17 protein-coding genes are annotated in these 22,574 nt (G+C 35.3%); 5 read left to right on the forward strand and 12 right to left on the reverse strand.

All coding sequences use genetic code 11. The annotated features are described in order from the left end of the window. The first annotated feature begins 78 nt into the window (after positions 1-78). From ACZDYH_RS25865 to ACZDYH_RS25875, 3 genes are all read left to right on the forward strand, one after another. Complete coding sequence (locus ACZDYH_RS25865) at positions 79-1,257, forward strand: NupC/NupG family nucleoside CNT transporter (RefSeq protein WP_474887484.1); 1,179 nt, start codon at positions 79-81, stop codon at positions 1,255-1,257. 186 nt (positions 1,258-1,443) lie between these two features. After that, positions 1,444-2,460, forward strand: a complete 1,017-nt coding sequence (locus ACZDYH_RS25870) for an LCP family protein (RefSeq protein WP_053514408.1) — start codon at positions 1,444-1,446, stop codon at positions 2,458-2,460. Positions 2,461-2,694: 234 nt separating this feature from the next. Continuing rightward, the gene (locus tag ACZDYH_RS25875; RefSeq protein ID WP_166695352.1) at positions 2,695-3,957 is read left to right on the forward strand and encodes a VanW family protein; all 1,263 of its coding nucleotides are present in this window, start codon (positions 2,695-2,697) and stop codon (positions 3,955-3,957) included. Positions 3,958-3,999: 42 nt separating this feature from the next. On the opposite strand, the gene ACZDYH_RS25880 is transcribed toward ACZDYH_RS25875, so the two are convergent. Continuing rightward, positions 4,000-4,272 (reverse strand): hypothetical protein, encoded by a 273-nt coding sequence (locus tag ACZDYH_RS25880; RefSeq protein ID WP_166695351.1) that lies wholly within the window; start codon positions 4,270-4,272, stop codon positions 4,000-4,002. 16 nt (positions 4,273-4,288) lie between these two features. After that, positions 4,289-4,807 carry an RNase A-like domain-containing lipoprotein gene (locus tag ACZDYH_RS25885; RefSeq protein ID WP_000822694.1) on the reverse strand — a complete coding sequence of 173 codons (519 nt, stop codon included), beginning with the start codon at positions 4,805-4,807 and terminating at the stop codon, positions 4,289-4,291. Between the two features lie 398 nt (positions 4,808-5,205). Between ACZDYH_RS25885 and ACZDYH_RS25890 the strand changes: the two genes are divergently transcribed. Further along, positions 5,206-5,754 (forward strand): TVP38/TMEM64 family protein, encoded by a 549-nt coding sequence (locus tag ACZDYH_RS25890; RefSeq protein WP_166695350.1) that lies wholly within the window; start codon positions 5,206-5,208, stop codon positions 5,752-5,754. Positions 5,755-5,817: 63 nt separating this feature from the next. On the opposite strand, the gene ACZDYH_RS25895 is transcribed toward ACZDYH_RS25890, so the two are convergent. From ACZDYH_RS25895 to ACZDYH_RS25905, 3 genes are all read right to left on the reverse strand, one after another. Then, entirely contained in the window at positions 5,818-7,518 is a 1,701-nt protein-coding gene (locus ACZDYH_RS25895) for a M4 family metallopeptidase (RefSeq protein WP_000730369.1), read from the reverse strand. Positions 7,519-7,684: 166 nt separating this feature from the next. Further along, complete coding sequence (gene nprX / locus ACZDYH_RS25900) at positions 7,685-7,816, reverse strand: quorum-signaling peptide NprX (RefSeq protein ID WP_000738910.1); 132 nt, start codon at positions 7,814-7,816, stop codon at positions 7,685-7,687. A gap of 2 nt (positions 7,817-7,818) precedes the next feature. Then, positions 7,819-9,090, reverse strand: coding sequence for a helix-turn-helix transcriptional regulator (locus ACZDYH_RS25905; RefSeq protein ID WP_001187938.1), 1,272 nt, complete (start codon positions 9,088-9,090; stop codon positions 7,819-7,821). A gap of 199 nt (positions 9,091-9,289) precedes the next feature. Here ACZDYH_RS25905 and ACZDYH_RS25910 point away from each other — a divergent pair, with 199 nt between their 5' ends. Continuing rightward, a complete protein-coding gene (locus ACZDYH_RS25910) occupies positions 9,290-10,753 on the forward strand; it encodes a nicotinate phosphoribosyltransferase (RefSeq protein ID WP_000150184.1) in 1,464 nt (487 codons plus the stop codon). Between the two features lie 204 nt (positions 10,754-10,957). Here ACZDYH_RS25910 and ACZDYH_RS25915 read toward each other — a convergent pair whose 3' ends face one another. The 7 genes from ACZDYH_RS25915 to fdhF all read right to left on the reverse strand — a co-directional run bounded on the left by ACZDYH_RS25915 (position 10,958) and on the right by fdhF (position 22,537). Next, the gene (locus ACZDYH_RS25915; RefSeq protein WP_088362176.1) at positions 10,958-13,324 is read right to left on the reverse strand and encodes a heavy metal translocating P-type ATPase; all 2,367 of its coding nucleotides are present in this window, start codon (positions 13,322-13,324) and stop codon (positions 10,958-10,960) included. A 23-nt stretch (positions 13,325-13,347) separates the two neighbouring features. After that, positions 13,348-13,725 (reverse strand): ArsR/SmtB family transcription factor, encoded by a 378-nt coding sequence (locus ACZDYH_RS25920; protein WP_000918378.1) that lies wholly within the window; start codon positions 13,723-13,725, stop codon positions 13,348-13,350. A gap of 328 nt (positions 13,726-14,053) precedes the next feature. After that, positions 14,054-15,469 (reverse strand): amino acid permease, encoded by a 1,416-nt coding sequence (locus ACZDYH_RS25925; RefSeq protein WP_001284893.1) that lies wholly within the window; start codon positions 15,467-15,469, stop codon positions 14,054-14,056. 103 nt (positions 15,470-15,572) lie between these two features. Then, a complete protein-coding gene (gene ald, locus ACZDYH_RS25930; protein WP_001219742.1) occupies positions 15,573-16,706 on the reverse strand; it encodes an alanine dehydrogenase in 1,134 nt (377 codons plus the stop codon). A 369-nt stretch (positions 16,707-17,075) separates the two neighbouring features. After that, positions 17,076-18,947: a glycerophosphoryl diester phosphodiesterase membrane domain-containing protein gene (locus tag ACZDYH_RS25935; RefSeq protein ID WP_088362177.1), complete on the reverse strand. Its 1,872-nt coding sequence runs from the start codon at positions 18,945-18,947 to the stop codon at positions 17,076-17,078. A gap of 158 nt (positions 18,948-19,105) precedes the next feature. Continuing rightward, positions 19,106-19,588 carry a helical membrane plugin domain-containing protein gene (locus ACZDYH_RS25940; RefSeq protein ID WP_434713443.1) on the reverse strand — a complete coding sequence of 161 codons (483 nt, stop codon included), beginning with the start codon at positions 19,586-19,588 and terminating at the stop codon, positions 19,106-19,108. A gap of 12 nt (positions 19,589-19,600) precedes the next feature. After that, positions 19,601-22,537, reverse strand: coding sequence for a formate dehydrogenase subunit alpha (fdhF, locus tag ACZDYH_RS25945; RefSeq protein ID WP_000840663.1), 2,937 nt, complete (start codon positions 22,535-22,537; stop codon positions 19,601-19,603). Positions 22,538-22,574: the final 37 nt, after the last annotated feature.

The following is a 22,574-nucleotide window of genomic DNA, read 5'->3' on the forward strand; positions in this document are numbered from 1 at the left end:
CTTTCTTTACCAAAGATGCATATTCTCCCTTGAAATGAAAAACATATATAGCAGAATATCTCTTTTAGGGGGCTTACCATGAAATTCATTACTTTTTTCGTCGCACTAATTGTTGTTTTCTTGCTCGCTTATATTGCTAGCAATAATAAGAAGCATATTAAATTTAAACCAATTTTTATCATGCTTATTATACAGTTAATTTTAACCTATTTACTATTAAATACAGAAATCGGCCTCATACTTATTAGAATCATTTCCAGTTTGTTTACCAAGCTACTCGAGTATGCTGCTGATGGAATAAATTTCGTATTTGGTGGTCTTGCAAATAAAGGTGAAATGCCATTTTTCCTTACTGTATTATTACCAATCGTCTTTATTTCTGTTTTAATTGGTATATTACAACATTTCAAAATACTACCATTTTTTATTCGTTGGATCGGGTACTTTCTTAGTAAAATAAATGGTCTTGGTAAATTAGAATCTTACAACGCTATCGCCTCTGCCATTGTCGGCCAATCAGAAGTTTTTATTACAGTGAAAAAACAATTAGCTCAAATTCCAAAACACCGTCTTTATACACTTTGTGCCTCTGCTATGTCAACCGTATCTATGTCTATCGTAGGTGCCTATATGACAATGATTGAACCTAAATATGTAGTAACTGCACTCGTTCTCAATTTATTTAGCGGTTTTATTATCGTACTCATCATTAACCCTTACGACGTTAAAGATGACGAAGATATTTTAGAAATCAAAGGTGAAAAACAAAGCTTTTTTGAAATGCTTGGAGAATACATTCTTGATGGTTTTCGTGTAGCCATTGTTGTCGGCGCTATGCTCATCGGATTCGTCGCATTAATTAGTTGTATTAATGACCTGTTCCTCATTATATTCGGTATTACGTTCCAACAATTAATCGGCTATGTATTTGCACCTATCGCATTCCTTATCGGTGTACCCAGTTCTGAAATTGTCGCGGCTGGCAGCATTATGGCAACGAAGCTTGTAACGAATGAATTTGTCGCAATGATGGACCTTAGTAAAATCTCTAATAGCCTTTCTCCCCGTACAGTTGGTATTATTTCTGTTTTCCTTGTATCTTTTGCCAATTTTTCTTCCATTGGTATTATTTCAGGTGCGGTAAAAGGACTAAACGAAGAACAAGGAAACGTTGTTGCGAGGTTTGGCCTTAAATTACTATATGGAGCTACTCTCGTTAGTATTTTATCTGCAATTATCGTAAGCATTATGTTGTAATTAGGTAAAATTTTATCATTTTCTTATCCCTATCTTTTGTATACAATAACGAATAGGTGTCTTATAAATAATCAAGACATCTATTTTTTATACATGTACAATCGCTTTTATTTAGCGTAAAATATTTTTTATGTGTTTGAATACACTTCTAAATGTATACACTTTGATAGTTTTAAAGGAGAAAAAATGATGAAATCCGACACGAACAACAATACGCGAGCCAAAAAAGGACGCTCAAAGAAAAAACGCCTACTTTGGTTCCTTCTTATTCCATTACTAATTGTAGCACTTGGAGCAGGAGGCTACTCCTTCCATATATACAGTAAAGCAAAGTCCGTCTTAAATAATGCTTATGCTGAACTAGGTCGAGGAGAAAAGTCCAGTAAACGTGAAAAAGCTGTTAAACCTATGACCGACAACATTTCCGTACTAATTATGGGTGTTGATGAAAGTGATATTAGGGAAAAAGATTATGGAAAAGCAACTCGAACAGATGCGTTATTACTTGCAACAATTAATAAAAACGATAAATCCGTTAAACTTGTAAGCATTCCACGTGACTCACGCGTCTACATTAAATCACGTGATAAATACGATAAAATCACACATGCGCACGTATTCGGTGGTGTAGACAGCACAATTGATACGGTAGAGAACTTTTTAGATGTTCCAGTTGATTATTATGTAAAATTCAATTTTAAATCCTTTATTAAAATTGTTGATTCTCTTGGTGGCATTACTGTGGACGTTCCAGTTGAATTCACAGAGCAAAATAGTAAAGATGAAGCAGATGCAATTCATCTAAAAAAAGGACGTCAACATTTAAATGGAGAAGAGGCACTGGCACTAGCTAGAACTCGTCATATCGATAGTGATTATATGCGTGGTCAACGTCAACAGCTTGTATTAGAGGCCATTGCTGAAAAGGCACTATCTCTTAATTCCATTAATAAAATCGGTGGCCTACTAGACGCTGTCGATAAAGATTTAAAAACCAATTTAACTTTTGATGATATGATGACAATTACAAAAAATTCAATGGATTCAAATTTAAAAATGGAAAAAATGCAAGTAGAAGGTACAGATAAATATATAGGTGGTATTTATTATTACGTTCCAAATGAAAAAAGCGTCGATACTATTTCAACTACCCTTCAAAAACATCTCGGTGTTACGAATAAAAATGAACATAAAAAATTATAATAAAAAGGCTGCTAGATCTTTCTAGACAGCCTTTTTATTATATTTTTCAACATATTTTTCATACACATTGTGACAAGAAGTGACAATTATTACAGCGGTGTAACATTTTTTATGAAAACATTACACACACAGTGAAAATAATAGTATACTAGTACGTACATAATGTTATTTTCATCATTTTTATACAAAAAATGTAATACATATATTTATACATAAATTTCTGGGGGGAAATAAATGAAGCTAAGTAAAATACTGATTGGTTCTGCAATTGCTGGGGGCATATTACTTTGTGTAGGCGGTGTTGGGGGATATCAATATGTATCCAAATTAAATAATCAATTAGATACTACTGCATTACCAAATACTACATTTGAAGGTATTTCTCTCGATGGAAAAAATAAGAAAGATATTCAAGCAATTATTAATCAAAGGGTAACTGAATTAGATCAAAAATCCCTTACCTACATATTCCAAAACGATAAACAAACTTACACATGGAAAGATTTAGGGGTAAATTATAAAGAGAAAGATATTATTGACAAAATATTCAAAGAACAAGAAGGAAACGTAATGAATCGTTACAAAATGCGCAAGCAAGCTGAAAACGGTGAATTAAAACGTGACTATAAATTAACACCACAATTAAATGCAACAGCTTATGAAACCTTTATAAAAGATAAATATAATGAAACATTAAAAAATCCTGTTAATGCAGAATTAAGCATTGAAGGCTCAACAGTAAATGTTAGTCAAAGCCAAAACGGAGAAAAAATTGATAAAGGAAAACTAAACAGTTTAACAAACGAAGCTATTACTACTGGTAAATCAGATGTTACATTACCAGTTACATTCATAAAACCAGAACGTTCTACAGAAGATATACAGAAAATGGGTATTAAAGAAGTCATTGCTGAATATTCTACTCCAATGGCTGGCCGTAACGGAAATCAATCATTTAACGTAAATAAGTCAGCTAATACTTTAAGTGGGGTTATTGTGGCACCTGATGAAACATTTAGTTTTAACGGCCGCGTTGGCGTAACTGATGCTGCACATGGTTACAAATCTGCAGCAGTATATTCACAAGGTAAAGTAATACAAAGTGCAGGCGGAGGAGTTTGCCAAGTCAGTAGTACTTTATACAGCGCCGCTTTAAGGGCTGATTTAGGAATTGTTTCTCGAAGCAATCATTCTATGCCAGTAAATTATTTACCACTTGGGCAAGATGCAGCAGTAGCAGATTATGGTCCAGATTTAAAATTAAAAAATAATACAGGCAATCATATTTATATTCAAGCATTTTCAAATGGAGGTAGTATTACTACACGCATTTTCGGTACAAATACTGGTAAAAATGTTGAAGTTTCTTCTCAAGTAATTAGTAGGACTAGTGATAAAATCACAGCGGTTACGTATAAAAAAGTAACACAAAACGGGGAAGTAATATCAAATGGACAAATTTCAAAAAGTGTATATAAAAGCGCCCCAAAAGAATAGATAATATCAACCGAATAACATAAAGAAAAAGGCGTGATTAAATCACGCCTTTTTCTTTTGCAGTAATTGTAAAAAAGTTTCAAGATGATCTTTCGTTTCTTCTAAAGACCACATACGATTTCCTTGCTTCGCAGCTAATACACACGCCTCTTCCCACGCGTTCTTTTTCTTCATATTTATTAATTCATCACGTAATTTCAAAACAATTTCTTCGTCTTCTTGTTCAATAAACTCTTCCATCACGCTTACTATTTCATCCTCATGAATACTTAACGTACAGTACGATTTAAGAAAGTATTGTAATGTCGTATACATAATGTACTCCCCCTTCTTATTTATCAGATGGATAAGAAGTAATAATCTTAAACCCTAATTCCCCTGACTTATCTCTTGCTAAAACAGTAACAGTTTTTACTAACTTGTCTTTTACACTCATATTTTTCTTTATTACCGTTTTTCCAACAGGAAATGAATGAGTTGTATTTAATACGAGACGAGCCTCTTTAGAATTTTTTAACCAATCTTGAATTTCCTTGTCATGTTGCTTCAAGCTATCTTTTACAGCTTTCGTCGCTGTTTCTTTATCATAGTATGTACTTGCGGCTGACACTTTATCTGTCTTCAAGCGATTCTTCAAATCCTCTTCTGACTTGCCTACATGTCTTTCAATCGTATGACCATTTTTAGGTGGTCCTTCCATTTCATCTAAAATATTATCACTAATTTTTTCTACCGATGTAGCTTGATTCCCTGTCTGTTTCTCTGTTTTTTGTTCTTTTCCTGCACATCCGCTTAAGATCAGCATTAATGCCAATAAACTACTGAAGAAAAGACTACTTATTCGTTTCATCATATCACCTCTTCCATGATTATTATCGCAACTTCACTAAAAGTCAATTTCACAACGAAAAAATCTATCAGTTTTCATTTTTTTCATCTATTTTTCCATATTTACCCCAGCAATTTCATCAACCCTCTATTTTTCGCCTTTTATAATATATACCCCCTACATTTTATAATTATTTCCCAGATAAAATCACCGATAATATAACTATAAAACTCTTTTGTACAAAGGTTTTTATAGTGTTTTTCAAAATAATTTAAAATACCCCTATTTTCATATACCTAATACCCATATAAGGTATAAAACCCCCTTCTCATCAACGTTTTTCTACATTATGTAAATTTACCCTTGCCTATACAAACGAAATGTGGTGTAATGCAAAAAAAGATAAAGGATTTTAAACAATGGCTGAAACGATTCAAAATTTCTTAACAGAATACTATTCAATCGCAATTCCACTTAGTATCTTAATTAACATCATCATTAGTCTTTTAGGTTTTATCCCTAGTATTTTTTTAACCGCCATTAATATACAGCTCTTTGGCGTAACAAATGGCACAATCATTTCGATCGCAGGTGAGGCCTTAGGGGCTATTATCTCGTTTTATATTTACCGCATGGGCCTTCAAAAGTTCACTCACGATAAAGTAAATAAATACCCAAAGGTAGAGCGTCTTCTTTATGTAGAAGGTAGAGAGGCCTTTCTACTCGTTCTATCGTTTCGCTTGATACCTTTCATCCCATCAAGTATCGTGACTTTATTTGCGGCTCTAGGTAAGATGTCATTACTCTCCTTCAGTATTGCCAGCACAATAGGGAAAATACCGGCATTGTTAATCGAAGTATATTCTGCCTATCATGTCATGAACGGAACAAATGAAGCGAAGTGGGTTGTAACAATCGCAGGCGTTATTGGATTGTTTTATTTGTGGAAAAAATGGAGAAAAAAATAAAGAAGGAGCCTATGCTCCTTCTTTATTTTTGAGGTATTTTATTACTAGCTCTTCCTTAAAGCCTTAGTTTACACCAACAGCACTAAATGATTGCTTAACTGCTGCTACTTCAGCAGAATTTGCACCATATAAGTCTGCAGCAGCTTGTACTGCACCAGCACGAGCTTGACTAAATGTAGTAGATTGCGTGAAATACTGTGTATTTGCACGGTAGTAAATCGCACCTAATTTATCTTTACCGATACCAGTTACAGTTACACCATAATGCGTACCACCATTTGCTAATAAATAAGCTTGTTTATTAATAATGCCGCTGTTTGTATGAACACCACCGTTATCACTTGAACCAGTGTAACGCTTAGAATAATGGTCTGGATCACCATACTTCGTAGGATCACTCATAGAGCGAAGTGCGTCTCCTGCTTTACCAGGTGTGTAAATATCTTCACCAATCTCCCAATCTGGGTTACGGTTATCATAGAATTCTACTAAAGTACCAAAGATATCAGAAATCGCTTCATTTAAAGCCCCAGATTCATTTTGATAAATTAGATTTGAACTATTTTCCGTAACAGCATGCGTTAACTCGTGACCAATTACATCAATTCCACCAGATAATGAAGTAAACGTTACACCATCACCATCTCCGTATACCATCTGTGATCCGTTCCAGAATGCATTGTTATAATTACTTCCGTAATGAACTGTCGATTTTAACGGTGCTCCTGCATCATTAATAGAATTTCTATTAAACGTAGCTTTATAGTAATCATATGTTTTACCTGCATAGTAATGAGCATCTACTGCTGCTGCATCATACGCTGCATTGAAAACATTATCTGCATCTGCCCATAATGTTCCTGGTAATGTTGAACGGTTTTTCGCATCATATGTGAAAATCGTTGCCCCGCGTGTATTATCTTGTAAGTAGTAAGATGATCCAGATAACGTTGTATTAAGCGACTTCGTATCTCCTAATACACCTTTACCAGTTCCTACTTTATTCGTTCCTGTTACAGGCTTTACAACAGCTTTCGCATCCTGTTTAGGAGCCTCTTGCTTAACTGGTGACTTATCATCATTCGTCACATGATCAATTGTATTAAACTTATTTAATACTTTACCGCTGTCTGCCTCAATGAAATAGTAGTAGTTTCCTGGGCTTGGATCTAAGAAGTTTAGATTTACAACATATGCATATGTTGTTTCCTCACCGTTTTGATATACATATAAGTCCGCTTTTGGTTCTACTTCATATTTCGGTGTTACCCCTAAATCTTGCTGCGCGATTTCAATTGCTTTTGCGCCTTCAATCTTATTTTTATTTTTCAACTTTTCCTTTTTGTCTAAATCAGGTGCAACTGTTCCAGACAATACTTTTAAAGAACCGTCTTTACTTACGTGAGCTACTTGAGTAGAACCCCATACAGGCACTCCTTCGTAAACTTGTTGCATACGTACTACTGTTGAATCAGTTACAGCATCTTTCTTCACTTGTTTCACTTTGAAAGAATCTTGTGCACTCTTTTCCCCTAGCTTGTAATCACCTTTTGCTGCGTTTAAGTAATCAAACACAACAGATTCTGCTTTCTTGCCAGTTGCTTCAGTTAGATCACCAGAAATAAACTCAGGTGACTGCACTGTCTCATTGTACTTCTTCGTAGAGAGTACATTTTTAGAATCCGCAAATGCAGAGCCTGTCCCTCCAAATGTTGTAACTGCCATTCCTGTCGCTAACACTAACGCTAAACTTTTCTTTTTCATGAACCTTCCCCCTAATAAAAAATTTTTTTGAAAAAGAGTAGTTTTATATTAGCATTATGTTTCCACTATTAATATACTAAAAATTCAAATAATTATTTTCTCAAGTTTTGTAGAATTTTGAGGAACAAATATTGAAAAACCCCTTTCCGATTGGAAAGGGGGGAGATTATAAATTAACTTGTTCAACAGTTTTAGCTTGTTGACCAACAATATCAGGTTTACTGCTATATTGATGTATTCCTCCAGCAACTGTAAGAGTCAATATAAACGCCAATACTCCAAATACCATCTTTTTCATGTTTATTCCTCCTTATTATCATTCATTAAATCAATAACTAACCTATAATATCGATTACTTTCTTCAAATCTCGATAAACTGGAAAAATGTTCTGCTAGTTCAACGTATACTTTCTTTAATTCTATTTTATTTCCTGCAGATTTATACAACGGGATAGCCTCATTTTCCAAAAATGCTTTATAATCTTTTGCTTCTTCAAAATATTTATATCTAAGCATTAAAAGCAAATATAATTTTGCATTAAATCTCTCTTCCTGTTTTGCTGCATCAATTCCCTTATCAATTAATGTCCTTGCCTCTTCCAACTCTTCTAATTTAATGCATACTAATGCCATTTCGTATATTGTATCTAAATAGTTTAAATCTATTTGTTTTTGAAGTTGTAGACTATCTAAATAATATTTTTTCGCTTGCTGATATTTGCCTTTTTTATAATAGATACTTCCCATATTACTTAAAGTAATAGCTAATAGTACATCCTTATCAGCAAAAGATGTGGCCTCTCTCAATATACTCTCATACATTTTTAAAGCTTCTTCATACTGACCTTTTTCTGTATAACTTACCGCAATAAGGATTTGGCAATTAATTATGTTTCTAAACTTATATTCACTACGAAATCCTTCTAATGCCATATTTACAAAATGAATTGCAAGATGATGAATATCTAAATGAGTATATGCAAGCGCTATATTATAATACAAGCCTGTTTCATGATACCCTTGTTCTTTGGCCATTACTTCTGTTTTTAATAAGTAATCTAGCCCATCCTTCCATCTATACTGTAAACAGCACAATAATCCTCTACTATACATATATAACAACTTCTGAAATGGAGAATATTTTTTATATACCTTCTTCAACTTATCTAATTCTTCTTCGAGTGCAGAAATATCCCTTTTCATAATTAAATAACGTGTATACAGCAGTTTATAATAATTTATAATTTCAAAATCCAACACATGCTTCATTTCACCTTGCAACTCTTCATATATACGTTCTACTTGTTGCTTGTCTAAATGAACTAGTGCATTTAACCATTCATCCAACTTCCCCTTCACATCTTCTTCTACATCTCTCAAATCCGTCACAGCAATTTCTAGTCTTGCGCAGAGCAATTGTAGAATTTCTTCTGATGCTTCGATCTTTCCATTTTCGATCTTACTTAAGTATGAGACAGAACAAATGCCCTGACATAATTCTTCTTGTGTCATTTTTTGCTGGAGCCGTTTATAAAAGACTTGTTTGCCTATTTTTTCTAATGTTTGTTGCATTGTCCTCCTCCATTCTCATTACCCCCATTACTCTAATAATACATAAAATCTGGAGAAATATAAATTGATAAATATAAATTTTCTAAAAAATATGCATAATTTCATTTTTTTCTCTCTTGACTTCACATCAATATCTCTTCTTTGCTACGAATGGTGAAAAATTGGTATACTATAACCAAATTATGGAGGTGTTCTCGCGATGACTCATTATAAAGACGATAGTTATGCCTTACATACAGACCTATATCAAATCAACATGGCTTATACATATTGGAAAGATGGTATTCATAATCGCCGTTCTGTTTTTGATTTATATTTTCGAAAGCTTCCATTTGAGAACGGCTACGCTGTTTTTGCTGGCCTTGAGAAAATTGTAGAGTACATAGAAAATTTCAGTTTTACTGAAAGCGATATCGCTTATTTAGCAGAATTACAATTTGAAGAAGAATTCCTTCATTATTTACAAAATATGAAATTCACTGGGACGATTCGCAGTATGCAAGAAGGTGAAGTTGTATTTAATAACGAGCCTTTATTACGTGTTGATGCACCACTTGGTGAAGCACAAATTATTGAGACTGCCCTCTTAAATATTGTGAATTACCAAACATTAATTGCCACAAAAGCAGCACGTATGAAACATGCTGCAAGTAATGATGAGCTTTTAGAGTTCGGCACAAGACGTGCCCATGAGTTCGATGCTGCCCTTTGGGGGACGCGTGCTGCCTTTATTGGTGGTTTCTCCTCTACAAGCAACGTTCGTGCTGGGAAACGCTTTGGGATTCCTGTAGCTGGCACACACGCTCACTCTTTCGTTCAAGCATATCGCGATGAATACGTCGCGTTTAAAAAATACGCTGAAACTCATAAAAAGTGCGTCTTTCTCGTTGATACATATGACACATTGAAATCTGGTGTTCCAAATGCGATTCGTGTTGCAAAAGAATTTGGGGATCGTATTGATTTCTATGGCATACGTCTTGATAGTGGTGATATGGCTTATTTATCGAAAAAGGCACGAAAACTATTAGATGAAGCAGGGTTTACAAATACAAAAATTATCGCTTCTAGCGATTTAGATGAATACACAATTATGCACCTTAAATCTCAAGGAGCAAAAATTGACGTATGGGGCGTTGGGACAAAATTAATTACGTCCTTTGAGCAACCTGCATTGGGGGCTGTTTACAAACTAGTTGCGATTGAAGATACTGACGGAAAATTAAATGATACGATTAAAATTTCATCTAACCCTGAAAAAATTACCACTCCAGGACTGAAACGAATTTATCGTATTATCAATCGGGTAAACGATCATGCAGAAGGCGATTATATTGCGTTAGATTCTGAAGAACCTGGAAAAGAAGAGCGCTTAAAAATGTTCCATCCAGTTCACACATATATAAGTAAATTCGTAACAAACTTTGAAGCCCGTGAACTGCATAAAGATATTTTCGTTAACGGTGAAAGAACATATGAACTACCAAGTATATTAGATATTCAAAAATATAATGAACAGAGTCTCTCTCTATTTTGGGAAGAATATATGCGAACTTTAAATCCTGAAGAATACCCTGTCGATTTAAGCCAAGAGTGTTGGGATCATAAAATGAATTACATTCAAACTGTTCGAGAACAAGTTGAAAAAAACATACAAAAGTAACCAGAGAAGTTTCTCCTTCTCTGGTTTTTTCAATACTATATGGATATTTGTAAAAAATATATTAAAATAATACGACGAATGTTTTTAATTTGTAAATTTTAATATAATACTATTTAAAAGTAAAATAATATTTGATATTATTTTATTGAATCAATTTCAACAAAATCACTAATAAAAAAGGGGACGCAGGTTGCGTCCTCTTTTTTATAAATCTTTCACTCGTAATACACGCATTGCATTTAACACTGCAAGTAGTGTTACACCAACATCTGAGAAAACAGCCTCCCACATTGTTGCAATACCAAAGGCACCAAGTAATAAAACGATCCCTTTTACACCTAGAGCAAAGATGATATTTTGCCACACTATACTTCTTGTGCGTTTTGCAATTTTTACAGCTGTCGCAATTTTTGAAGGCTCATCAGTCATAATAACGATGTCTGCCGCTTCAATTGCTGCATCTGACCCTAAACCACCCATCGCAATACCAACGTCTGCACGGGCTAATACTGGTGTATCGTTAATACCGTCACCAACGAAGGCAATTTTTTCTTTTCCGTGCTTCGCTGCATCAATTTTTTCAATCTCTTCTACTTTTTGTTGCGGTAGTAATTCCGCATGAACTTCATCTAAGCCTAATTCTTTACCGACAGCTTCACCAACTGGTTTTGCATCACCAGTTAACATTACTGTCTTTTTAATACCTAGTTCTTTTAATTTTTGAATCGCTTGTTTCGAATCCTCTTTTACCTCATCAGAGATAACAATATAACCTGCATATCTTCCATCTACAGCAACATGAACTAATGTACCTACTGTTTCTGGTTGCTTAAATTCAATATTTTCTTTTCTCATTAATTTTGCATTACCTGCAAAAATTTCTTTTCCTTGTACTTTTACAACTGTACCGTGACCAGAAATTTCGTTATAATCATCGATTATTTTTTCATCAATTGATTTTCCATATGCCTTTCGAATAGATTGGGCAATTGGATGGTTAGAATATACTTCAGCAAATGCCGCATACTCTAATAACTCTTCACTTGTAGTACCTTCGCTCGGTTCCATTTTTGTAACTTTGAAAACACCTTTTGTTAATGTTCCTGTTTTGTCAAAAACAATATATTTTACATCATTTAAAGCTTCTAAATAGTTACTACCTTTTACTAACACACCACTTTTAGATGCACCACCAATACCTCCAAAGAATCCAAGAGGAATGGATACAACTAACGCACATGGACAAGAGATTACTAAGAACACTAAAGCTCTATAAATCCACTCAGAGAATGTAGCTCCTTCTAAAATAAGTGGTGGAATAAACGCCATGATCGCCGCTGTAATAACTACAACTGGAGTGTAGTAACGTGCAAACTTCGTAATAAAGTTTTCCGTTGGTGCTTTTTTACTGCTTGCATTTTGAACTAAATCTAAAATTTTCGATACAGTGGATTCACCGAATTCTTTTGTAACTTCAATTGTCAACACACCGTTTTGGTTCACAAAGCCACTTAATACATCATTTCCAACTTCAACTTCACGTGGTACAGATTCACCTGTTAATGCTGAAGTATCTACCATTGATGTTCCTTCAATTACTTTTCCGTCTAACGGCACTTTCTCACCTGGCTTAACGATAATATAATCGCCAATTTGTACATCTTCTGGTGATACTTGTTTCGTTTCATTTCCAACCTTTACATTCGCATAATCAGGACGAATATCCATTAATGAAGTAATTGATTTTCGAGAGCGGTTTACCGCAATGCTTTGGAATAGTTCTCCTACTTGATAAAATAGCATTACTGCTACAGCTTCTGAGTATTGTTGAATTGCAAAAGCTCCTACAGTTGCAATTGCCATTAAGAAGTTTTCATCAAATACTTGGCCACGAGTTATGTTTCTTACCGCTCTCCAAACGATATCTCCACCTATTAATAAATAAGCAAGGACGAATAACGGAATTGTTACCATTTGTGGTAAGCCCGCTAATGCAGCAATTGCTGTCAAAATTCCGCCGACCACTAATCTCCCTACCATCTTTTTCACATTTGCTTCACCATGATCATGACTATGCCCGTGGTCATGACCGTTCTTCTCTTCACGAACAACTTTCACGTCTGGCTCTAACTTTTGAACGACATTTGTTATATTTGCTACAGTCGCTTCTAGTTCTCTTTTATTCGCAATTTCTACTCGTAGTTTCTTCGATACGAAATCAACAGTTGCTTCTGAGACAGCTGGCATTTCCTTCACTTTATTTTCAATTTTCATTGCACAGTTCGCGCAATCTAAACCTTCTAATATAAATACTTCTTTAGCAATTTTATTTTTTTGTTCTTCTTGCACTTTAATATGCGGTTCTAATTTTGTAACGAGTTGTTTTGCTTCCGTAACAACTTCGTTTTCTTTATTTTGCGCTGTTTCTAAGATCATTGTCTTTGTTGCGAAGTTTACAGAGCAAGAATTTACTCCTTCTATACTCCCAACACCTTTTTCAATTTTCATTGCACAGTTCGCACAATCTAAACCTTCTAACATCAGTTTCTTTTTCACTAACGCTTCAGCCATCGTTCTCCCTCCTCGCGTTCTTTTTATTCTTCTTCGTTTACGTGTTCAAACGCTTGCTCGAAGATATGAATTACGTGCTGGTCAGCTAACGAATAATAAACAACCTTTCCTTCTTTACGATTCTTCACAAGTTTCGCTTGCTTTAACACACGAAGCTGATGCGAAATAGATGATTGTGTCATTCCTAATAAATAAGCTAAATCACAAACGCACATTTCAGCTTCAAATAGCGCATGTAATATTCTCGTACGTGTACGGTCACCTAACACTTTAAATAGTTCTGCTACTTTACTTAAACTTTCATCAGTTGGAATTGTTTGTTTTACTTGCTCTACAACTTCTTCATGAATTATCGTTTGAGAACATGTCTCTTGTGGTGTTTCTACTTTATTTCCAGCCATTATAGCTCACCTCTTTAATTGAACATATGAACAATCATTCATATATCTTATACTCTTATTATATGAGCGCCTACTCATATGTGTCAATGAAATCTGATTTTTTTTATGAACTTTCCGTTCACATTTTAATAAGTCATATACATATTTTTCGCATCCTCTATATTCTCATACAAAAAAGGATGTACAATTCGCACACCCTTTTTTCATATTCCGACATAAAAATTCAACAAAGTAATATATATTCCCTTTATTTCAACAAAAGAAAAAGCCTTGCGCGCTCCCTAGACGCACAAGGCTTACTATACTTATATCCCTTTTAATTAAGCTTTTAATTAGCTTGTTCTAAATTATCCTGCGAACTTCCATCGTCTTTTAAATGACTATGTTTTTTCGAATAAACAAAGTATACAACTACTCCAATTGCTAACCAAGCACCGAAGTACATCCATGTTTTTAATGGTAGATTTACCATTAAGAATAGACAACATGCAATCGAAATAATCGGCAAGATCGGTACAAGTGGTACCATAAATCCACGTTGTAATTTTGGATGTGTTTTACGAAGAATAATAACTGACACACCAACCATCGCAAATGTTAACAACGCTCCAATATTCGCTAAATTCGACAATTCTTTTAAATCGATAAATCCAGCAATTAAAGCACTACCAATTCCTGTTAACCAAACTGTAAATGTTGGCGCTTCTGTCTTTTTATTAATTTTCGCGAAAGATTCTGGCAATAAACCGTCACGGCTCATCGCAAAGAATACACGTGTCGTTGCATAAATGTAAGCAAAAATTACTGCCATAATACCAATTACAGCTCCAATTGCGATTACACCTGCTACTTTATCTTGTCCTACAACTTCTAACACATATGCCATAGCTTCTGGTACATCTAATTCTTTATAAGAAACCATACCCGTCATAACGAGACAAACTACAACATAAATGATTGTACAAATGACTAACGAAGCGATAATACCAATCGGTAGATCACGTTGCGGATTTTTTACCTCTTCAGCAGAAGTTGCTAATGCATCAAATCCTAAGAAAGCAAAGAATACTGCTGCTCCCCCCGCGAAAACTCCACTTAAACCGTACGGTGCAAATGGTATCCAGTTTTCTGGTTTCACGTAGAATACACCAACTGCAATGAATAAAACAACGATACCAATTTTAATTAATACCATTATGTTATTCACGCGTTTACTTTCTTTCGTACCTCTTGATAATAACCAAGTTATAACTAATGTAACGATAACTGCTGGTAAATTCACCATACCACCTTGAGACGGAATCGTTAGCAGTGCTTTTGGAATTTCAAGCCCTAATCCACTCACTAAGTTATGGAAGTAACCAGTCCATCCGCCAGCTACTGCGGCAGTCGTTACAACATATACGGATAGTAATGTCCATCCCATTAAATGAGCTACAAACTCACCAATTGTTGCATATGAGTATGTGTACACACTACCTGAAACAGGAAGTGTAGAAGCAACCTCTGCGTAACATAATGCTGCAAATCCACAAACGATGGCTGCAATCATGAATGAAAAAATAACTGCTGGACCAGCATCTCTTGCTGCTACTAATCCAGTTAATACTAGAACTCCTGTACCAATTATCGCACCAATCCCTAGCATTGTTAGGTCAAATGCCCCTAGCGTTTTCGTCAAAGTTTTACTTTTACTTTCCCCTAACAATTGCGTAACGGATTTCTTTTTAAATAGGTTGGCCACGATGTATGCCCCCTTTTGCCAAGAAGAGCTAAGAGATCTTCACTCTTAGCTCTTATCATGTTGTTTTATATATTGTTCGATTTTGTTTTGTATAATGCTTCTATTAGCAAGATACTGTTTCTGCTTCTAATAATTCTTTAGCACCTTTGTACTCTACACCGTGAGCTTCTGCAACTGCTTCGAATGTTACATAACCATCTAATGTGTTAATACCTTTTAGTAATGCAGAGTTACCTAGGCAAGCTTCTTTGTAGCCTTTGTTAGCAATTTGTACTGCATATGGTACTGTTACGTTTGTTAATGCAAGAGTTGATGTACGTGGAACCGCACCTGGCATGTTTGCAACTGCATAATGAACAACGCCGTGTTTTTCGTAAGTTGGGTTATCATGAGTTGTAATACGGTCAGTTGTTTCGAAAATACCACCTTGGTCAATCGCGATATCTACAACAACAGAACCTGGTTCCATTGATTTAATCATTTCTTCTGTTACAAGTTTTGGAGCTTTTGCACCTGGGATTAATACTGCACCGATTACAAGATCAGACTCTTTAACAGCTTCTGCAATATTGTAAGGATTAGACATTAAAGTTTTTACTTGGTTTCCGAAAATGTCATCTAATTGACGAAGACGTTCTGCACTTAAGTCGATGATTGTTACATCCGCACCTAGTCCAACTGCAATTTTAGCAGCATTTGTACCAGCTTGTCCACCACCGATGATTGTTACTTTACCACGTTTAACCCCTGGAACACCTGCAAGTAAGATACCTTTACCGCCTTTGTTTTTCTCAAGGAATTGTGCACCAATTTGTGCAGCCATACGACCAGCTACTTCACTCATAGGTGCAAGTAATGGTAATGAACGGTTTTCTAATTGTACTGTTTCATATGCGATAGAAACAACTTTTTTCTCGATTAAAGCTTTTGTTAATTCTGGCTCTGGAGCTAAGTGTAAGTATGTGAACAAGATTAAGCCTTCACTGAAGTGTTTGTATTCGCTTTCAATTGGTTCCTTAACTTTCATAACCATTTCCATATTCCAAGCTTCTTCAGCTGTATCAACAATTTTTGCTCCCGCTTCAACATACTGAGCATCTGTGAAACCAGACCCTAAACCTGCACCCTTTTGAATGAATACTTCGTGATTGTTACGAATTAAATGTACAACACCTGCTGGTGTCATTGCCACACGGTTTTCGTTGTTTTTAATTTCTGCTGGTACCCCAATACGCATAATGAAATGCCCCCTTATAATTAACAGAAAAAAGAGATTCTTTTTTCTTTTTGTAATAATTAATAACTTATGTCCTTATTCTAGCATAACTTAAAAGTTATGAAAACGCTAACATATCATTTTCCTAAAGTTTTTATATTTAGAATAGTGTAAATATATAAAACATTGATTCTATTAGAGGTTTCGTGTCATTCCATTATCTTTCACTCTATTTTTATTATACTGCTTCAAAATAAACAGCAATCATTTATTATTTGACAATAATTTAACAATGTAAGAAACCTAAGCGATAACGTATACATATACAGTTATTACTTTACTCAATACTTTAGAGATATATTCTTTTCACAAAAAAACAGCTGCTAGCATTTAGCTAGCAGCTGGGTAACTTATAAATAACTTAGAAAATAAATCATCTGTCGTTTCAGTAATTTTATCAAACAGATCACTTTCTTCCGCTTCTTGCTCTTTTAACATCTTAATTGTTTCACGTGCATCTTCAGGGTAATCGGTTATGATACCATCTACGTTTAACTTATAATATGCCTTTAAATTTTCCATATCATTTACTGTCCATACGTAAATTGGTTTGTTTAACTTCCTTGCTTCTTTTACTAATTTCTTATTTAACATATATTCTTCTGCTACGTAAAAGTCAGCCTTCACATTCTTTAAGTTAGCTCTACTTGCATACAGTATATACCCTACTTTTATATCTGGATTTGCACGCTTAAACTCTTTAATAAGTGGATAGTGTAACGTTTGAATTACACATTGCTTCTCAAATTCATTATCTTTAATCGTTTTTAAGACTTTGTTTACAAAATCTTTTTCGCCCCCATGAAGCTTCACTTCTATATTAAGTTTGATTTTGCCATTTGCTAGCTTAATGATTTCATCAAGTGTACTTATTTGTCCTGAAAGTCCATCTTGACTAAGGGTAAGCTGCCTTAACTCAGCCATCGTTAAATCTGACACATGTACATTGGCATTTGCGAGACGTTTCAGCTTCAAATCATGTATAACCGCTAGCTCACCGTCTTTCGTTTGTAATACATCTATTTCAGCGTAGTCTGCTTTTGCATCAATAGCACCTTGCACAGCTTCTTTCGTATTTTCTACGCCTTTTGATATATACCCGCGGTGCGCCATAATAATCGGTTCTTTATACGAATTTGAAATAAACGTTACAATGAAGGCAACGACCATTCCCGCAGTAATAATCCCTACAATGTATACGCCAATGAATTTCCAACGATGTTTTTGGAAAAAGCATTTATCTGCTTTCGTTTTCGAATAATCTAATCCTTCTTCTAATAAAACATCTTCAACCGGTACCTTTTGTAAGTATAATCGCGTAATCGCCATAATATAAAATGGCGTCACGATAAAGCTGAATAAATACAATGTGCTCGTTAAAAATACCGAAATCGTTGATTCAGCTAATAATGCAAATGTTCCTTTCGGGCTTGTAAATTCATAAATACCCCATAGGCACAATAAATACATTCCCAAAAACATGACATATACAATTCCAATTGAAATAAAAAATCCTACTAAAAAGAATAGTACTTTAAAAAAGCTTTCCTTTACTAAAGTTGCACTTTTACGTGCTGCCACGCGAAATGGTTTTTGCTCTAAAACAACAATAGGTAGAACGAAAATCCATCTAAGATTCAAATACGCGACTACAGCAAAGAACATGTAATAACCAACTTGTCCCATCGTTGTCTTAAACAGCTCTCCTGTAATAAAGTTAGGAATTTGAATTTGCGGGATTAATGCCGTTTCATATCCCATATTTAAAAGAGGCAACAATACGACAGCATATAAAATAAATCCTGGTAAGCAATATGTGAAAAGAGTAGGTAAATACGTTACCGTTTTATATAAAATCGGACGTAATTTCACCTTCTGTCTTTTATGAGCGAAATACGAAATAATAATAAGCACCGCAAATTCTGTAAAGATAAGAAACAGTGCTAACAATGATAAAATTACGATTGCTAAGATGCCATAAGGCGTCTTTAAAAACGCTAATAATTCATCATTTGTCGCATTTGCATAACCACCAAAATACAATAACTTATTAAAAATGATTCCAAATAGCGGAACAAACACAATCGCTGCTAATAATTTATAAGCAAGTTGAAAAGTTAATACATTCCAAAAGGCAAATTTAACTGTTTGAAAGGAATGTCTCATTACTCCTGGTATAGATAGTTTTTTACGGTGTTGCATATATTCCTCCAAATTCTAAAACGGTATTTGAGATGGATTCCATATTTCCAGTTCTAATCCATCTTTTTAATAATAATAATATATTCCGCTTAACATGAACACACTTATACATATAATGAAAAAAGTGATGGCTACTTCCCATCACTTTTTCATTTATTCTATTTTTTCTCTAGCCCTTGTCCAAATGCTTTCAAGAAGCTAAAACCGAATGTAATAGCTCTATTGATATCTGGATCTTTTAATACTTTAAAGAAATCCATCACTTTTGTTTTTTTACCACTATTTAATTCATCTGTTGCAAATTGCAATCCTGTAACTAAACTTGACGTAATTTGCTTCGTTATTTCTGGGTCAACTGAAGATAACGCTTCTCCTGCCCCCATCATATTATTTAACGCATTTTTAACGGGTTCACGATTTAATTGCTCCACAGCGATTTTTGAAACATCTTCCTTCGCAGCAAGTAAACTAATTGCCGCATCTAATATACCAGCCTTCTGCAACTGTGCTAAAAGCTGCATCGTTTCTTCTACTGCTTCACAATTATTAGATAGCTCATTTAGAAGTTCATCTGCTACTTGCTGTTTCTGTTCTTCCTCTGTTACAACTTTCTTTTTAATTACAGTAATTTCTTTCGCCACTATCTCCGCCCCCTAGTCCACAAGTGATACGTATTGTTTTCTTTGCCATTTTTGCTGGATTTCAACACCGTTTTGCGGATTACGCTTTTTATCTCTCGGGTTTGAAGATGGTAACGGACGATTCCCTTTTTCACGTAGTACACGCATCTTTACCATCGTTTGTTTGTACGCTGGTGTACACGTATAAAGATCTGTCGCCGTTCCAGTTAAAATATTGATTGCCTCTTCATTTACCGTTGCATGCATCGGTAAATATAGCTCTTTCCCCGTTACACGATCTGTAACAAGTGCCTGTACTTTAATTTTCCCAAATGGTGATGCTAATTCTACAAGGCCACCATCTTTCACATTGCGCTCTAGGGCAAGTTCAGGCGAGATTTCAACGAACACTTCAGATACTTTAGATAAAATACCAGCCGATTTATTCGTCATATTCCCTTCGTGGAAATGTTCTAACATACGACCATTATTTAAAAGTAAATCATACTCATCTGGCGCTACAACTGGTGGTACCCATTCATCTAATGATAGACGAGCTAGTTTATCCGGGAAGTTAAATCCGTCCACATATAATAGCGGTGTATCGCTACCATCATGGCTACCCCAACATAAACTATTCCATCCTTCTAAACGATCGTATGTTGCCTGAGAATATAAAGGTGCAAGCGATGCAATTTCATCCATGATTTCACTTGGACTTTCATAATTCCAGTCCCCGCCAAGCGCACGAGCTACTTTTTGTAAAATCCACCAGTCTGGCTTTGAATCACCAAGCGGCTTCAATACTTCATATAATCTTTGAATACGGCGCTCTGTATTCGTAAATGTTCCCTCTTTTTCTAAGCTTGGTGCTGCCGGTAAAATAACATCAGCAAAACGAGCTGTTTTCGATAAGAACATATCTTGAACAACAAGGAAATCTAAATTCGCTAAAATATGTTGTACATGGTTGGCATTCGAATCTACTAAAGCCATTTCTTCACCCATAACATACATACCACGCAGTTTTCCTTCATCTGCCGCAAGTAACATTGCAATATTATTTAAGCCTGGTGCTTTCGGAATTGTAGTACCGTATGCTTTTTCAAATTTCGCACGGAGCGCATCATCTGAAACCGCTTGGTAACCTGGAAGCCAGTTTGGTAATGTTGCCATATCACAAGCGCCTTGTACGTTATTATGTCCGCGTAATGGATATGCTCCTGCACCAGGACGACGATAATTACCCGTAACAAGCAATAGATTTGAAATTGCTGCTGAAGTTGTACTTCCTCCAGTATTTTGCGTTACACCCATTCCCCAAAGTACACAAGTACCATCTGCTTCATATACCATACGAGCCATTTCTTTCAGATTTTCTTTCGAAATCCCCGTAATTTCTTCTGTATAATCAAGCGTATACTTTTCTACCATTTTGCTATATTCATCAAAATTCTTCACATTTTCAGCTATGAACTTTTTATCGTGCCAATCTTGATCAATAATATATTTCGTAATACCAGCGAGCCATACGTAATCAGTTCCTTGGCGCGGATGAATGAATAAATCCGCACGCTCTGCCATTTCATGTTTACGAAGATCCGCCACAATTAATTTTTGGTCATGTAATTTATGAGCACGTTTTACACGCGTTGCAAGTACAGGATGTCCTTCTGTCGGATTTGCTCCAACGATAATGACAAGGCCTGCTTCCGCAATATCTTTCACTGTTCCAGCGTCCCCGCCCATACCGACAGTTTTAAATAAACCGTCTGTTGCTGGAGATTGACAATAACGGGAACAGTTGTCTACATTATTCGTTCCATATATTTGACGGGCTAGTTTTTGCATAAGATAATTTTCTTCATTCGTTACTTTCGAAGAAGAAATAAACCCAAATGCATCACTTCCATATTCTGATTTAATATGCTGCATATTGGATGCAACAACTTCAAGAGCCTCTTCCCATGAAGCTTCAACAAACATATCCCCTTGGCGAATTAATGGCTTTGTAATACGATCTTCACTGTTTACAAAATCCCATCCAAATTTGCCTTTTACACATGTGGAAATACCGTTAACCGGCGCATCTGAAACAGGCTGCACTTTCAAAATGTGGCGGTCTTTCGTCCATACTTCAAATGAACAACCTACACCACAAAATGTACAAACTGTTTTTGTTTTATTCACTTTCGTCTTACGCATCGCAGCCTCTACTTCTGAAACTGCTAAAATACTACTATATCCCGGCTCTACATCCTTTACAAAATCAATCATCGGATCTAACACATCCGGTTTCAATCCAGTCATGAATCCAGCTTCACCTAACATTGATTTCTCCATCAACGCATTACATGGACATACTGTTACACATTGCCCGCAACTTACACAAGATGAGTCATTTATACTTACACCATTGTCCCATATAACACGTGGACGGTCTAAGCTCCAGTCTATCGATATTGTTTCATTAACCTGTAAGTTTTGACATACTTCTACACACTGTCCACAAGCAATACATTGATTTGGATCATATCGATAAAACGGATGTGACATATCCACTTCACACGCACTTACTTTTGGCTCATACGGATATTTCTGTTCCTCAATTCCCATCATATGTACTGTATTGTGGACTTTACAGTTACCATTATTGTTATCACAAACGGTACAATACAGTAGATGATTCTCTAATATTCGATCCATTGCCTCAGTCTGTGCCTCTTTTGCACGCTGGGACTGCCTTTCGATATGCATACCGTTCTCTAATTTCGTTGAACAAGCACGCAATAACTTTCCATTTACTTCTACAATACACGTATCACAAGTTTGAATTGGATCTACTTCTGGTACATGACAAATTTGAGGATGTTCCAAATTACTCTCGTTAAATAATTGTAGTATCGTCTTTTCACCTGATGCAGAAAATTCTTTACCATCGACGGTTACACGGACTGTCTGTTCTGCCATAGTTTCCCCTCTCCTTACAACCAACTGTACAACACAA

The organism is Bacillus sp. EB V-12 (assembly GCF_056158125.1).